The 12,704-nt window shown below is 38.3% G+C and carries 21 protein-coding genes; 1 reads left to right on the plus strand and 20 read right to left on the minus strand.

Annotation, left to right across the window (positions count from 1 at the left end; all coding sequences use genetic code 11):
- Positions 1 to 4 precede the first annotated feature (4 nt).
- The 18 genes from E0485_RS05275 to E0485_RS05355 all read right to left on the minus strand — a co-directional run bounded on the left by E0485_RS05275 (position 5) and on the right by E0485_RS05355 (position 10,745).
- Positions 5 to 817, minus strand: a complete 813-nt coding sequence (locus E0485_RS05275; RefSeq protein ID WP_132416938.1) for a class I SAM-dependent methyltransferase — start codon at positions 815 to 817, stop codon at positions 5 to 7.
- 233 nt (positions 818 to 1,050) lie between these two features.
- Positions 1,051 to 1,449, minus strand: a complete 399-nt coding sequence (locus E0485_RS05280; protein WP_132416939.1) for a GIY-YIG nuclease family protein — start codon at positions 1,447 to 1,449, stop codon at positions 1,051 to 1,053.
- A 17-nt stretch (positions 1,450 to 1,466) separates the two neighbouring features.
- Entirely contained in the window at positions 1,467 to 1,649 is a 183-nt protein-coding gene (locus E0485_RS05285; RefSeq protein ID WP_132416940.1) for a hypothetical protein, read from the minus strand.
- 28 nt (positions 1,650 to 1,677) lie between these two features.
- The gene (locus E0485_RS05290; RefSeq protein WP_132416941.1) at positions 1,678 to 2,097 is read right to left on the minus strand and encodes an NUDIX hydrolase; all 420 of its coding nucleotides are present in this window, start codon (positions 2,095 to 2,097) and stop codon (positions 1,678 to 1,680) included.
- 3 nt (positions 2,098 to 2,100) lie between these two features.
- The gene (locus E0485_RS05295; protein ID WP_132416942.1) at positions 2,101 to 2,658 is read right to left on the minus strand and encodes a GNAT family N-acetyltransferase; all 558 of its coding nucleotides are present in this window, start codon (positions 2,656 to 2,658) and stop codon (positions 2,101 to 2,103) included.
- A gap of 181 nt (positions 2,659 to 2,839) precedes the next feature.
- The gene (locus E0485_RS25005) at positions 2,840 to 3,010 is read right to left on the minus strand and encodes a hypothetical protein (protein WP_165921081.1); all 171 of its coding nucleotides are present in this window, start codon (positions 3,008 to 3,010) and stop codon (positions 2,840 to 2,842) included.
- A 551-nt stretch (positions 3,011 to 3,561) separates the two neighbouring features.
- Positions 3,562 to 3,816: an HD domain-containing protein gene (locus tag E0485_RS05300; RefSeq protein WP_132416943.1), complete on the minus strand. Its 255-nt coding sequence runs from the start codon at positions 3,814 to 3,816 to the stop codon at positions 3,562 to 3,564.
- A gap of 54 nt (positions 3,817 to 3,870) precedes the next feature.
- Positions 3,871 to 4,356: an NUDIX domain-containing protein gene (locus tag E0485_RS05305; RefSeq protein WP_132416944.1), complete on the minus strand. Its 486-nt coding sequence runs from the start codon at positions 4,354 to 4,356 to the stop codon at positions 3,871 to 3,873.
- Positions 4,357 to 4,365: 9 nt separating this feature from the next.
- Entirely contained in the window at positions 4,366 to 4,749 is a 384-nt protein-coding gene (locus E0485_RS05310) for a cupin domain-containing protein (protein WP_132416945.1), read from the minus strand.
- A 28-nt stretch (positions 4,750 to 4,777) separates the two neighbouring features.
- Complete coding sequence (locus E0485_RS05315) at positions 4,778 to 5,335, minus strand: GNAT family N-acetyltransferase (protein ID WP_132416946.1); 558 nt, start codon at positions 5,333 to 5,335, stop codon at positions 4,778 to 4,780.
- A gap of 98 nt (positions 5,336 to 5,433) precedes the next feature.
- Positions 5,434 to 6,093 carry a lysozyme inhibitor LprI family protein gene (locus E0485_RS05320; protein WP_132416947.1) on the minus strand — a complete coding sequence of 220 codons (660 nt, stop codon included), beginning with the start codon at positions 6,091 to 6,093 and terminating at the stop codon, positions 5,434 to 5,436.
- A 69-nt stretch (positions 6,094 to 6,162) separates the two neighbouring features.
- The gene (locus E0485_RS05325) at positions 6,163 to 6,885 is read right to left on the minus strand and encodes a class I SAM-dependent methyltransferase (protein WP_132416948.1); all 723 of its coding nucleotides are present in this window, start codon (positions 6,883 to 6,885) and stop codon (positions 6,163 to 6,165) included.
- 39 nt (positions 6,886 to 6,924) lie between these two features.
- Positions 6,925 to 7,662 carry an isoprenyl transferase gene (locus E0485_RS05330; RefSeq protein ID WP_132416949.1) on the minus strand — a complete coding sequence of 246 codons (738 nt, stop codon included), beginning with the start codon at positions 7,660 to 7,662 and terminating at the stop codon, positions 6,925 to 6,927.
- A 36-nt stretch (positions 7,663 to 7,698) separates the two neighbouring features.
- Positions 7,699 to 8,271: a GNAT family N-acetyltransferase gene (locus tag E0485_RS05335; RefSeq protein ID WP_235857436.1), complete on the minus strand. Its 573-nt coding sequence runs from the start codon at positions 8,269 to 8,271 to the stop codon at positions 7,699 to 7,701.
- A gap of 13 nt (positions 8,272 to 8,284) precedes the next feature.
- Complete coding sequence (locus E0485_RS05340; RefSeq protein ID WP_132416950.1) at positions 8,285 to 8,767, minus strand: tetratricopeptide repeat protein; 483 nt, start codon at positions 8,765 to 8,767, stop codon at positions 8,285 to 8,287.
- 16 nt (positions 8,768 to 8,783) lie between these two features.
- Positions 8,784 to 9,560 (minus strand): Nif3-like dinuclear metal center hexameric protein, encoded by a 777-nt coding sequence (locus E0485_RS05345; protein ID WP_132416951.1) that lies wholly within the window; start codon positions 9,558 to 9,560, stop codon positions 8,784 to 8,786.
- A 12-nt stretch (positions 9,561 to 9,572) separates the two neighbouring features.
- Positions 9,573 to 10,142: a histidine phosphatase family protein gene (locus tag E0485_RS05350; RefSeq protein WP_132417150.1), complete on the minus strand. Its 570-nt coding sequence runs from the start codon at positions 10,140 to 10,142 to the stop codon at positions 9,573 to 9,575.
- Positions 10,143 to 10,184: 42 nt separating this feature from the next.
- On the minus strand, positions 10,185 to 10,745 hold the full coding sequence (locus tag E0485_RS05355) for a GNAT family N-acetyltransferase (protein WP_132416952.1): 561 nt from the start codon (positions 10,743 to 10,745) through the stop codon (positions 10,185 to 10,187).
- A 163-nt stretch (positions 10,746 to 10,908) separates the two neighbouring features.
- On the opposite strand from E0485_RS05355, the gene E0485_RS05360 reads away from it, so the two are divergent.
- The gene (locus tag E0485_RS05360; protein WP_132416953.1) at positions 10,909 to 11,064 is read left to right on the plus strand and encodes a DUF3934 domain-containing protein; all 156 of its coding nucleotides are present in this window, start codon (positions 10,909 to 10,911) and stop codon (positions 11,062 to 11,064) included.
- Between the two features lie 233 nt (positions 11,065 to 11,297).
- Here E0485_RS05360 and E0485_RS05370 read toward each other — a convergent pair whose 3' ends face one another.
- Both E0485_RS05370 and E0485_RS05375 read right to left on the minus strand, forming a co-directional pair.
- Positions 11,298 to 11,768 carry a hypothetical protein gene (locus E0485_RS05370; RefSeq protein ID WP_132416954.1) on the minus strand — a complete coding sequence of 157 codons (471 nt, stop codon included), beginning with the start codon at positions 11,766 to 11,768 and terminating at the stop codon, positions 11,298 to 11,300.
- Between the two features lie 47 nt (positions 11,769 to 11,815).
- Positions 11,816 to 12,682: an alpha/beta hydrolase gene (locus tag E0485_RS05375; protein ID WP_132416955.1), complete on the minus strand. Its 867-nt coding sequence runs from the start codon at positions 12,680 to 12,682 to the stop codon at positions 11,816 to 11,818.
- Positions 12,683 to 12,704: the final 22 nt, after the last annotated feature.

Here is a 12,704-nt window from a genome sequence, read left to right on the forward strand (position 1 = left end):
ACGATTAAATTTTTTTGCCAATATACAATAAATGCGAAGATGATCCCAACATATAAGGATTCTCGGATTCCTTCATCACCAGCTTCATCATTTCCTGGAATTCCTCTTCTCCTCTTTGGCGCCAATAATTCCACTGTTCATCATCCATAGCTCCTGCTACGCTGCTAGATCCGACTAACTTCACCGTTTCAAATCCATGAGCCTCCATTAGAGGGTTAATGTCTTGAATATCAAAATAATAAGCTCCCGTAAATCTGCCCTCATCACTATGATTGAATTCCCCAGTCCGCAGAAACTCTGTTATCCCTTGAACAGTATGATTAGGCTTCCAATTCTCCGGACGCGTTAAAGAATTTATGAGAAAACGCGTCTTCGACATAAAGGCTACAAAAACGTAACCATCTTTTTTCGTAACACGATGTAATTCCTTAATTGCCTTCGTGCGATCTTCTTCCGCCTGCAAATGATAAAGTGGTCCTAGCATAATGGACGCATCGAATTGATTGTCTCCAAATAGACTAAGATCTCTGGCATCAGCCGCATGGAATCCATCGAATTGATCCTGAACACCTGCTTCAACTGCTTTATCTCGAGCAATCTCTACTAGACTAGGCGTTAAATCTGTCAATGTCATCTGGTAGCCTAATTTAGCAAGGTTAATAGAATATTTGCCTGGTCCCGCTCCATTATCCAAAATGCGGCCTTGAGGCAGGAGATTACTTTGAATGTGATGAAAATTTACTGTGTATTCTAGTGGCTCCCGATCAAGTCTTCCCCATTCGTCGAACGAATTGTAATAGTTAATAATATGATTCATTGTAACCCCTCCTATTTTACCTCAAATTAAATACCCAAAAAAGAATATTCAGACTAATATAACAGAAACGAATATAGATGTAAATATGGTCTATATGATCACGATGCCTTATTACTATTCAACCAATCCACCATAAAATCAAAAAATTCAAGTGAATATCTATGATCTTCAGCGCATTGAGAATTACAGGCTGGTGCATGAGAATATGTGACTCCTTCTAACAAATGCCAATTTCAAGGTAATCTCTTGTACATTTCTGGTCTAATACTGTCCAGTAACATCAATTCCAACGAAGCGATCCAATGCCAATCATCATCAGGGAAAATAAACATTCCAACTTTTACTGATGGATCAGATATCACTGTATCCCATCTATTCGGTTCGCCAAATGCTTCAATTTGATTATAAATTCGCTTCCTCAATCCTGTGCCTAGATTAGCTTTTCCAACATACTTAACAACACCATCTTGTACAAAATAATATACTCCTGCTTTGTACCACCATTCCTGTTTAGATCTTTTGATATCTCGTAGATTATCTATCGTATAGATTTTCTGTTCGATGTTTAAACTAGTTATTCTTACTTGGAACTGATCAAACAGTTGTAAAAGTCTTAATTCTGACTTATCCATTAATTACATCCCTTCCCCTATAAAAACGATATAAGTATCTTATTAATCCTTACCATATACTCTTCTTCAACTTCGTCTATACCTAGTCCATCATCTATACGATCAATTTTTGTTTCTCTTCTCCACTCTTTAAAAGGAGTTCCTGCAAGCAAACACCAATCATATATGTAATGTATAGTGTATCGTCTTATTTCTTCCATCGTCATTGCCTCATCTCAATAAATTTACCTATTTCATATGCTCCAAAGCCGCTTGAATTAAAATTGGATAAATGAAAGGATACGTTAAATTGTGAGGAACTTTTTCAAAAGCCTTTATTTCAGCCATCTCAGATTCTGGGAGCGGTCCAAATCGATCTACCTGCGCTAAATATAGCTGTCCAAAGCTTTCATTTTCATTTTCTCTCGATACTGAGTAGATTGAGATTGGCGTAATAGAAAATTCCAGTGCTCCTGTTTCTTCGAATAATTCTCTAGCAGCTGATTCGTCTACCGATTCACCTACTTCTCGATGTCCACCAGCAAATTCCCATGTATCACGATGTTTATGCTTCGATAAAACCCACTCCTCACCTTGCTTAACTAGAATAACAACAAACTTAATTAACGAATCATCAATTGTTCCTAAAGGAAATAGTTTTGCTTTCATGGATTAACTATCTTTCCGTCCATTGAATCTACCCATCATAATCGTGTTATAGTATTTGCCGTCTGACAGGATTTTGTCGTTCTTCAATACGCCTTCTATTTCAAATCCAAGCTTTTGATACAGTCGGATTGCCTTATCATTGGTTTCTAACACACTTAAGTTGATTTTGGTAATGCTATTTGTATCAGCCCAATCAATAGATACTTTTAGCAAATTTTTGCCTATTCCGTATCCCCAGAATTCCTTTAAAATACAGACTCCAAATTCAACTTTATGAGCCAATCGTTTTAAAGAATTACCTTGGCATCTTGAGAATCCAACAATTCGATCATCCACTTGCGCAACTAAGAACAGGTTCCTTGGGCTAGCTGAATCCGCCTGTATGAGCTGTTCAAACCCAAGCACATCAATGAAAGCTTCCCCGCTTTCACGATCCATATTCTCCGTCTCTCCATCAATTTGCATACGTATTTCAGATAACACTTTGGCATCTTGTTCCTCTGCTGATCTTATAATATAATTCACTCCATTAACATCAAACTCTTGTTTGTCTATTATCATGTTAACCTCCAATAAAGATAATGAAAGAGCCTCATTATTGAAGCTCTTCATACTACAAGATTAATTCAATTTGTAATCGACAACAAACGGTCGCGAAACTCATAATTGCCTTGCACTATTTTTGTCAGTGATTAGAAGCATACATAAATCAAAGGTATATCATCCGTATCGTAGATAATGCTTAGGCGCGAATCTCAACAAATCGCTTTCCTGCACCAACCAAGCTTAAGCTGCAACCCAGTCCCATAAAAAACGCTGTAAATTCATGAGGAAGACCTACAGTATGGGTGATAATTAATGAAATTGCAGTAATAATTACTCCCAATCTAATAATTTGTATGCCTTTTAACATAACAAAAATCCCCCTGACCAAAATATAAATTATCTACATAAACTAATTTAAATCATACCCTAGAAATTACTTTAAATAAACATAAAATTTCCAAAAAATCCAACCCCCCCCTTACAATCCATCACATCCCCCGACGTTGCTGTGTCGCAAACCGGTGGATTTTGCTATAGTCATAATTTCAGCAACCCCTAATTATTCAAAAAAAATCTCACCCTTGCACTCTAAGGCGAAGCGTTCTTGATATTGTTTTTGAAATGAAATTTTTCGATCAAAAATAGCTTTGGACAACTCATAATTAAGTACATTTCTGTTGTTTTGAATGTACTCCGCAGTCTCGTCGCTCTCCCACAGATTAATGGCATCGAACACGTTCTCTTCCCGATGTGCGCTAACTTGGAACTTTAACCATATCTCCAATGAGCCGAAGTGATCAAGTACATCTGCGTCCTGCACGATTTTTACATAAAAAGGATGTTCATCTCTTTGTCTTCGATTATGCTGCTCAATTACTTCTGAAATTAATTCTAGCTCTTGTTTCGAGCATTGTTCTCCTAATAGATTGTGGTTAAATGTGCACCCGTTATGTTGTGCGGCTCAATCCCCTTCGTTACATCATGAAAAAGTGAACCAACATAGATGATATCATCCATTGATGCCTGATCTGGAAACAAATTCTCTCTTAATTTCAAGGCGATTTTGCCGACCCGCTCACCATGATAATAAATAAATCCACGTTCTCTTCGGAGATGGGATTTGCGTTTACTCATCGTTTTGAGCGCAATTTCATTTATTGTTTGGATGTTCAATTGAATTCACTTCACTTTCGTAAAGGGTATTTCATAGCATATCAATTGTATGAGTTAAGTCCTCTTTACTGACTCCTTAATCGTTCGTTGTTCTTCCTCGTCCCAAATCTCATAAATTTCAAAAGTCCCTTCTTCAAAAAAGAACGGCAACCTTCTCTTAAACCAGGATTGCATCGGGTAATCCATTACTTCATCAATTGGAATCCACTTAAGCTCTCCTTCGGGCGGATTCTCCAGCAGCTCACCTTCAAAAGTCTTCGTTATGTAGTTAAACACCATATATCTGTGATTCTTCTGTGGATCAACATATTCATCAAGACCCTTATAGATTAAATCCTTAACGATCAGTCCTGTTTCTTCGCGAACTTCCCGTATAGCTCCTTCTGTTAAGCTTTCTGGAAAATCCACTTTTCCACCTGGTCCAATCCAGCCTGGAATACCAAGTTTCTCGGGTCGATTAATAAGTAAAATTCGATCTTCATCTTGAACAATACACATGGTATACATAACGACTTTAATATCTGAATGCTTCGATGTCATTATAATCTCCTATTCTGTTTCAAGCCTTATCTCTTTCATTATTTCTAGGGGTTCAAGTTGATCGGACTCAACGACTATGGCGCATAGCCCGTTCTCTGATGACACTTCATGCCACTCTCCTGCATTCCACAGAACCAACTGCCCCTTGGATATCGGAATTCGGATACCCTCTCCGCCAGTTGCCCAACCTTCGCCATCCACAACAATGAACATCTGGGGGATCACAGCTTCATGCCCACCAATAAGACCATCCTTGTCTAAATGCATGCAAGCCATTTGGATGATGTCTAACTGCTTATCTAGCAGACGCATAATTGGTGTAATAACCAAATTTTTGCTGCCGTACTTATCGATTGCATTTCCTGCACTTTGATCAAAACTAAACAATCTCATAATCATAGCCTCCATAATCAATAGATCATTATATTTTGGCGTATATGCAAGTATCTCTGATTTCTTGACCATCGGCTGACAAATCATCATTCTTCAAAATACCTTCTAATGTATAACCCATTTTCTCAGGAATTGCGCGACTCTTGTGATTCAACGCATCACAACGTATTTCGACCCTACGTGCTTTTAACTCCGTAAATGCAAATTGGGTAATTCCTTGCACAGCTTCGCCTATATAACCTTTACCACTATAACGTGAATCAATCCAGTATCCAATTTCGAACTTGGGAACATTCCAATTAATATGATGAAAGCCAGATATGCCGATAAACTGCAGTGTATCCTTGAGAAAAATATGAAATCTCAAATCCTCACGTTTAATAAAATTCGCCTTAGCGGTTCGAGCATTTGATTCAATCGTTTCCTCTGTCTGTTCCTTATTAGCAAAAGGCATCCATGGCTTCAAATCATCAATCGATGCTTGAATTGCTTCATATGCTGCTTTACCATCGCCTTCTTCAGGCATACGAATCAATAATCGATCTGTAAAGAATTGAGTGGGAAAATCTAATAATATGGGATTCATAGTCAATTCTCCTTTTCAAAACTCGAGTATGGTTCGAAAAATTTTCCGATTCAAAGGCAGCTTCAATCGGCATAAATTTGATCTTCACGTGCCTTTCGCTATTTTCCATTATAAATAACTTTACTTGTCCCGCCTAACATGTAATCATATTCGAACAATTGAAGCGTTCGCTCCTTTATTCGATTCTTAATTGCGATTTGTTCATTTACGCGCCCCTGCGATCCAATGTTGTATTCGCTATCACTTTGAAAAGTACTCTCCACAAACTCTGATTCTTTCAAATGGTTCTGCAGCCATCCTTTCTGTGAAGCAATTAGAAGGTCCTTTTGTTCCTGATTTAATTTAGCTAGGACTGTCTTGTAGATGGTATTCAGTTCTTTATCCCAGATATCTGTATATTTACCCTCTAGTTGAATCCAATCTCCCATGGAGAAATTAGTCGAGTTCTGAAAAGCATCACTCTCTTGTTTATAATCTTGATCGATTAGATTAGATCGGGTTAATACGGGTAAATTTTCAAATAAACCATATGTACCGTAATACGTCGTTTTATCATCGTTACCCACTTGAGTTTCACTTATTTTTACGGCATCATTGTTTGCTTCTTTATCATTTAGCGTACTCTGAGGTTGTTGGGTGTTCACAGAAGTTGAAGATGAATTACTTGGAGTTGGTGCAGCTACATTCGCTTTGTCAGCGCAACCACTTAATACAATCATGCTAACTAGTATAAGCATAATTATTTTTTTGGAATTCATACGTTCCCCTTATAGTAAAGAATGGTTGCATCCAACAACTTGATTCAACAACTCGGATTGTCCCACATCCTAATCATTTAATCTGCATATGACATTGCCATTGTCCTGCAGCACAATTGAAAAGCCTGCCTGAATCAATTCATCCCTTAATTCATTTGCTTTCAAATGCCTTCGAGTTGGTAGCCACCAGCTATTTTCCATAAACATGGCATCTGGATAATCCTCTGGAGATGCAATTCGATCATATACCATTCCTGTGTCTTGACTATAATAGGAGTCTCTACCATACACACGATCATCATTAAACATGGCGGTTGCAATTACATAATAACCACTCTTCTTTAACCCTGATCTAATTACAGCAAATAGCTTGGCGCGATCTTGGTCCGTTACAATGCTCTGAAGACAATAATTATCCAAAATGAGGTCATATTCCTGCTCCAAACGGTCCATTTCCAATAAATCTTGATTCTTATAGTAAATCGCTAATTGACGTGCTTCTGCCATCGACTTGGCAAGCTCAATTGCCGTTGGTGATATATCAATGGCATCAACCGTAAAACCCCGTTCAGCTAAGAAACATGCTCCAGCCCCTGTACCACAGCCATATTCAAACACGCGAGATTGCTTCGACTGAAGCTGAACGAATTCCATCGCTTTTTCCAAAAACGGTCTCATCATAAAATGATCAAACGTATATTTGCCAGGCTCATGATACTGATCCCATGCTTTTATTTGATTCGCTTTCATTTCCTGGTAAGATTGTTCATGTTCTTCATAATAATATTTCATTTATGTATGCTCACCTTTATTCCATTTGATCTTTTTAATCTAATTGGATATAGCTTCTAACTTTCTGCTCTGATACACACTTATTGCCTCTTTGAGGGCATACAAGTCAAAATCTGGCCATAATGTTTTGGTAAACCACAGCTCGGATTTGGCAGATTGCCATAACAAAAAATTACTCAATCTATGTTCCCCGCTGGTCCGAATTATTAAATCAGGTGACGGGCAGTCTTTTGTATATAGATATTTTTCAAATAGATCCTCATCCAGCTCTTCAATATTTTGATTTTCTTCTGCATATCTTTTGATCGCTTGGATAATTTCCGCTTTACCGCCATAGTTCATTGCAAAATTTAATACCATCCCTGTGTTCATACTCGTTAAATCTTTAGCCTTTTGCATAATATCCTGTATACTTTCTGGAAATCTCGATAGATTCCCAATAAATTTGACTTGAACATTATGGCTGATCAGTTCACTCAGAATCTCATCTTGGAAAAAAAGCTGTGGCAAACTTACGAGATAATTCACTTCTTCAATTGGCCTGGCCCAATTTTCCGTTGAAAAAGCATATAAAGTTAAATATTTGATCTTTAACGTATAACAATTACGAATAGTTTCTCGCATTGACTGCATACCTGCATAATGCCCTGCAGTTCTTGGCATTCCTTTTCTTGTGGCCCATCGCCCATTCCCATCCATCATAATCGCAATATGCTCAGGTATGATATCAAACTGGTCGTAAGTAGACTCTTTGGGTGATTTTTTAAAGAACAACATTCAAATCCTCCTTAAATCAATCTCATTACGCAACACCTAATCCATCAAATTCATCACCAAAAATTCAATCTCTTGTTCATTCCGCTTATTAATAAAGCGTATACCTTTGACAAATCCAACACGTTCGTAGACTTTGATCGCTCTCTCATTGAATGTGGCAACGACAAGCTGGAAGCTGTGGGCCGGGTAAAGTTCTTTGAGAAAATGAATGGCTTGTGTCAAGAATTGCTGACCACTGCCCTTGCCTGTAATATCAGGCTTCATACCCAATCCAATATCTATTTTCGATGGATCATTGTAGATGCCAATCTGGTGTCCAATTGGCAAACGAGCAGCATTACCGCTACAGATAAAACCGATTAAATCTCCTTTAAAGTCTAATGCCGCATAATAGTCGCCTTCCAATAATTCAGCTATATCCTCATCGGTTTCTTCCATATCATAGAAGGAATACTCACCTGGATACCTCCATTTGCAAATGATCGCCGCAAATTCCTCAGTCATCGGTTGGAAGCGATATTGTTGCACAATCGCAATTATTTCTTCTGCACTCTCATCAGACGTCTTATCTTTGGTATAATCCACATGTTTAGCTAGTTTACTTTTCATATTGTTCTACTCCTTATTTCCAAGTTTGATCCAACTTATCAGAATAAAATGAGATCGCTCTGCTATAAGATTGGATGCCAGTATCATTACTCGTTTCTAATAATTGCTGTAAGACGATCTCCATTGCCTTGCTGTAATCTTTTAGATTATAGAGCACCATTGCATAAAAAATTCGGAATTCTCTTTGGTCAGGGTACTCCTGAATCGCTTGTTCAAATAACAATTTCGACTCATCATACAACCCCAAAGCCCGATATGTACTGCCTAAGCCCAAATAGGCTCCTTGTCTTTCTTCGCCTAATAACCCTAGTTCTAACGCTTTCGTATAATAAGGGACTGCCTCACTCTCACTTCCGAGTGCATCATGAACCCATGCGCATTGAAACCAAACTAAAGGATTGATCGGTTCTAACGTTATTAATTTGAGCAATACGGATCTTGCTTCTTCCAAATGTCCCGCTTCTCTTAATTGAATGGCTTTAGCTAAGTCTGTCACCGTATCCACCTCTTCGTTAAGTATTTAAGTCACCCATAACTTCAATATGCTCTTCGTGCAGCTGCACAAGCTCAATCTCCTGAAATCTCTCTTGAAGCTTGAGCGCCAGCGATCTGACACCGAAAATCTCCGTGAACGTATGACTTCCCACAATTAGATTCATCTGAATAAACTTGGCGTATTGCACAGTGTATAGACTTTTTTCACCAGTTATATAGACATCGCAATTACTATTCGTAGCTTCCCTTAGTTGGTTCGTCCCATTCCCTGCCCCTGTCACCATGCCGATTCTACGAATTTGCAGGTTGTTATACTTTTGATAATAAACTTTCTCATCTAGTAAATTTGTCATTCTCTCTACCAAAGCATCAAGTGAAATAGGCGATTCAAGCTCACCGATCCCGATCGAGCTGGTGCCATCGATATGTTGAGATTGCTGAACAATCTTATCTGCTCCTAGTAAATGCAGCAATGAATTGCATGTCCCAAAGCTGACGTAATCAAGCGGTAAATGAATATAGAAATGAGCGATATTGTTTTCTGTCAAAAGCTCAATGCATCGTTCCTTCATGCCATAAACAAAATCCCATGCATCATGATGAGTTACAATTAATTCAACCTTGTTCTCTGCAGCTTGCATAATGATTTCTGGCGTGATATTCGTTGCATAGCCTATTTTTCGATATATTTTACTAGAAAAGTTACAATAACCATACTCATCATCTTCATCAAAATTGATCAGCAATTGACCGAATAATTCATTAATATACGTTCTGAACTGTTCATATTTCATAAGAAAATTCTCCTATATATGCTTCGTACAATTAAACAGCTCACATGTCCATCCAGAATCGGTACTGCAAATGGTTGTTACGGATGTATTACCAATTTTACCCGTACCATCGTAATCGGATAACAACGTTTTGAGCATACATTGTATAAACCCGCCATGCGAAACGACTAGTATTTTGGCATTAGGATATAGAGCCACTATTTCTTCGATACATTCTCTACCCCGAGACGCAACAACCTCAATCTTCTCGATCCCTAAATCAAGAGCTCGCCAATCTGCACCCCACTTCTCAATTCGTTCTGGCTCCGTCGTGCCTTCGATCAATCCTCCTCCAACTTCTCTCAGTCTACTATCCGTTACAACGTGAATCCCGAGACGCTCACCGATCGTTTCGGCTGTCTGTCTAGCTCGAAGAAGATCACTTGAATATATATAATCCCACTGCTCATGCCTCAATCGCTCCGCCAACTTGCTGGCTTGCATCATTCCTTCTTCATCTAAAGGGATATCAGATGATCCCTGTGCTCTGCCTTCTTTGTTCCAACTGGTACTACCATGACGTACAAATCCGATTTGTGTCATCATGCTCTCCTTTTCTAAGCCCTATATCCAATAACTCTAAATCTATCCCTTGCTCCACCACTCATCTACTGAAATTGAGTACAATAGTTCTCCATTGCATTCGCTATATTCCTCGGGTAAGTGATCTACGATACATTCAAACTTGAGACCTGATTTTTCAATGATTCTTTTGGATGCCACATTACGGGGATCAACTTTTGCTACAATCCGCTGCAATTTCATTGTTTCAAAACCATACTGTATCAGATGTGAAGCAGCCTCAGAAGCATAACCGTTCCCCCAGTATTCTTTGCCAATTAAATAATAAATTTCTTTATCTTCAGGCTTGAAGTCTAGTCCTCCAATACCAATCCATCCAATAAACGTGTTCGAATCCTTTAAGAAAAGCCCAAAAGAATACTTGAAATTCTCATCCAATCCCTTATCGTAGCTGCGAATCAGCCAGTTGAATAAATGTCTATACTCATCCATAGACATAACATCCATATGCATATATTGAAACAAGTCCTTATTCTGCATCAATGCAAAAGACGCTTCAAAGTCATTTTCAACATAAGGTCTTATTATCAAGCGGTTGGTTTCAATTTTCATCGATTTAATCATAACTGCCTCCGAAAGTATGTATGATGAGTAACAGATTCCTTTTTCTAATCAGGTCTTTTTAAGCTATTGTCGCATCAAATTGTAAATAAAGGAAGAAGTATATTGTTCTTCTGTACATATGGCTTCGAATGTTGTATATTTCATGAAGCATTGAGGTGATAAGATGAGTAAAGGTAAAGGAACTGGAAGAGGTACCGACAAGAAGGGCTGGAACCGCTGGCAAGCCAGTGCTAACCGGGCCAAGAGCGCTCCAAAGCCTTACAAAAGTAAAGGCACCAAGAATAACAATAACGCTAATAAAACGAATAACCCCTCTTAGTGAATGCCCCTAAATAACACTAAATCCCTAACATGTGATGTTGGGGATTTATGATTTGATTGTCTGGACAAGTAGCCATAAACAAAGATGGCGAAATCGTTGACCAAGGAGATCTAGCCATCTTCATTAGGTTCAAATCCAACGGTTTGGATAACAGCATCAAGATTTAATTCCCCATATATATGAGGATAGTTTCTTCCTTCATTATATAAATTTTCTCATCTAACCTCTGACTATTTATTATCATGATGAATTTGATGATAGGTATGAAGGCTAGTAGGAATATGTCCTGCTGCCAAGATCAAGCTGCTCAAGAAGAATAAAAAGGAGTGCAAAACGACCGAAGCACATAAGAAATATAGAATTGGTGCAATAGTTAGAGGCACAGGAATTCCGATTAACGGCGAGAAAAGTAATGGATAATCTCTATTTCTTATAAAATATCGTACCCACCCTGAATAATATAATAATAGAAAAGCAATCATTCCCATTAGGGAGAAAATTTCATTTGGTTTATCAATTTGAATGACCGAAAAAATAGGGAGCACACAAACACCAAATCTTCCAATCGATTCAGCTATCGTAAAGATGGGATTACTTTTTCTATGTACATTTGTAGGCGTATTTCGAGGCGGCATTCCAAAGAATAATAGATTCGGCAGCAATACAGCAACTGGGATGATTAAACTAATATAATGGAACATTGCATTGCCTCCCTAAACTATTCTTCCCAAGATGGTTCAAGTATAATTTAACTACTCAAATGAGTTCTTAGAAAATCAACAACCTTCTTAAAAGCCTCTTGAACTGCATCGTCTTTGAATTTTTGATCGAAAACGTGGTCAGCACCTTTAATAGTAATCAATTCAGAAGATACGCCGATTTCTTGAAGCTTCTCATACATAAGTACAGACTGCTCATATGGGACATCGGTGTCTTGATCCCCGTGAAGTAGTAATGTTGGCGGGTAGTTCTCGGTAATATTATGGATCGGACAATATTTTAATAATTTTTCATAGTCATCCTTCGGATCCAATCCAGTTACCTCTTGAACCCAAATACCCTGTTGTCGGCAATAAAGGTAGTAAATAAATCGTTTCCAATCACCATTCGTCACTTCTTTATGGTCGATCGCCTCTAGCGCTTCACTTCTTTTAATCATTGGCTTCTTGCAATAGAACTCACTTGGCTCAGTATACCAATCACCCAATAAGTCACCATACCCGTAAAATGAGACAATCGCTTTCGGCTTGATTTCCATTGTTCCCGTTAACAAACTAAGGTACCCACCTGCTGAGCCACCCATTACTGCCATATTATGAATGTCAAAATCATACCACTCAATTGCCTTCGTCCTTACCCATTCAATGACATCCCGTATATCTTCAATAATTTCCTCAAAATTGGTTTCCGGCGCTAATCGGTAATCGATATTCACTAAACTAAATCCAGCACTCGTAAAATACGCAATTTGCTCAGCCGATAACCATGTTCTAGTGCCAAAAATCAGCGCTCCTCCATGGATATAGATAATTACTGGCGAACCCGCTCCCTGATAATAAACATCTGCTTGAATGTCGCATTGGTCCGTTTGCTTAAAGATTCTGGTTTCCTTCATTTTCTAGTCTCCATTTTTCTTC

Source organism: Paenibacillus albiflavus, assembly GCF_004344915.1.
GTDB lineage: Bacteria > Bacillota > Bacilli > Paenibacillales > NBRC-103111 > Paenibacillus_AM > Paenibacillus_AM albiflavus.

Coding starts and splice junctions, on each gene's coding strand:
- E0485_RS05275 (WP_132416938.1), bottom strand. CDS start 817: ATGAATCATATTATTAACTATTACAATTCGTTCGACGAATGGGGAAGA.
- E0485_RS05280 (WP_132416939.1), bottom strand. CDS start 1,449: ATGGATAAGTCAGAATTAAGACTTTTACAACTGTTTGATCAGTTCCAA.
- E0485_RS05285 (WP_132416940.1), bottom strand. CDS start 1,649: ATGGAAGAAATAAGACGATACACTATACATTACATATATGATTGGTGT.
- E0485_RS05290 (WP_132416941.1), bottom strand. CDS start 2,097: ATGAAAGCAAAACTATTTCCTTTAGGAACAATTGATGATTCGTTAATT.
- E0485_RS05295 (WP_132416942.1), bottom strand. CDS start 2,658: ATGATAATAGACAAACAAGAGTTTGATGTTAATGGAGTGAATTATATT.
- E0485_RS25005 (WP_165921081.1), bottom strand. CDS start 3,010: ATGTTAAAAGGCATACAAATTATTAGATTGGGAGTAATTATTACTGCA.
- E0485_RS05305 (WP_132416944.1), bottom strand. CDS start 4,356: ATGACATCGAAGCATTCAGATATTAAAGTCGTTATGTATACCATGTGT.
- E0485_RS05310 (WP_132416945.1), bottom strand. CDS start 4,749: ATGAGATTGTTTAGTTTTGATCAAAGTGCAGGAAATGCAATCGATAAG.
- E0485_RS05315 (WP_132416946.1), bottom strand. CDS start 5,335: ATGAATCCCATATTATTAGATTTTCCCACTCAATTCTTTACAGATCGA.
- E0485_RS05320 (WP_132416947.1), bottom strand. CDS start 6,093: ATGAATTCCAAAAAAATAATTATGCTTATACTAGTTAGCATGATTGTA.
- E0485_RS05325 (WP_132416948.1), bottom strand. CDS start 6,885: ATGAAATATTATTATGAAGAACATGAACAATCTTACCAGGAAATGAAA.
- E0485_RS05330 (WP_132416949.1), bottom strand. CDS start 7,662: ATGTTGTTCTTTAAAAAATCACCCAAAGAGTCTACTTACGACCAGTTT.
- E0485_RS05335 (WP_235857436.1), bottom strand. CDS start 8,271: ATGAAAAGTAAACTAGCTAAACATGTGGATTATACCAAAGATAAGACG.
- E0485_RS05345 (WP_132416951.1), bottom strand. CDS start 9,560: ATGAAATATGAACAGTTCAGAACGTATATTAATGAATTATTCGGTCAA.
- E0485_RS05350 (WP_132417150.1), bottom strand. CDS start 10,142: ATGACACAAATCGGATTTGTACGTCATGGTAGTACCAGTTGGAACAAA.
- E0485_RS05355 (WP_132416952.1), bottom strand. CDS start 10,745: ATGATTAAATCGATGAAAATTGAAACCAACCGCTTGATAATAAGACCT.
- E0485_RS05360 (WP_132416953.1), top strand. CDS start 10,909: ATGAGTAAAGGTAAAGGAACTGGAAGAGGTACCGACAAGAAGGGCTGG.
- E0485_RS05370 (WP_132416954.1), bottom strand. CDS start 11,768: ATGTTCCATTATATTAGTTTAATCATCCCAGTTGCTGTATTGCTGCCG.
- E0485_RS05375 (WP_132416955.1), bottom strand. CDS start 12,682: ATGAAGGAAACCAGAATCTTTAAGCAAACGGACCAATGCGACATTCAA.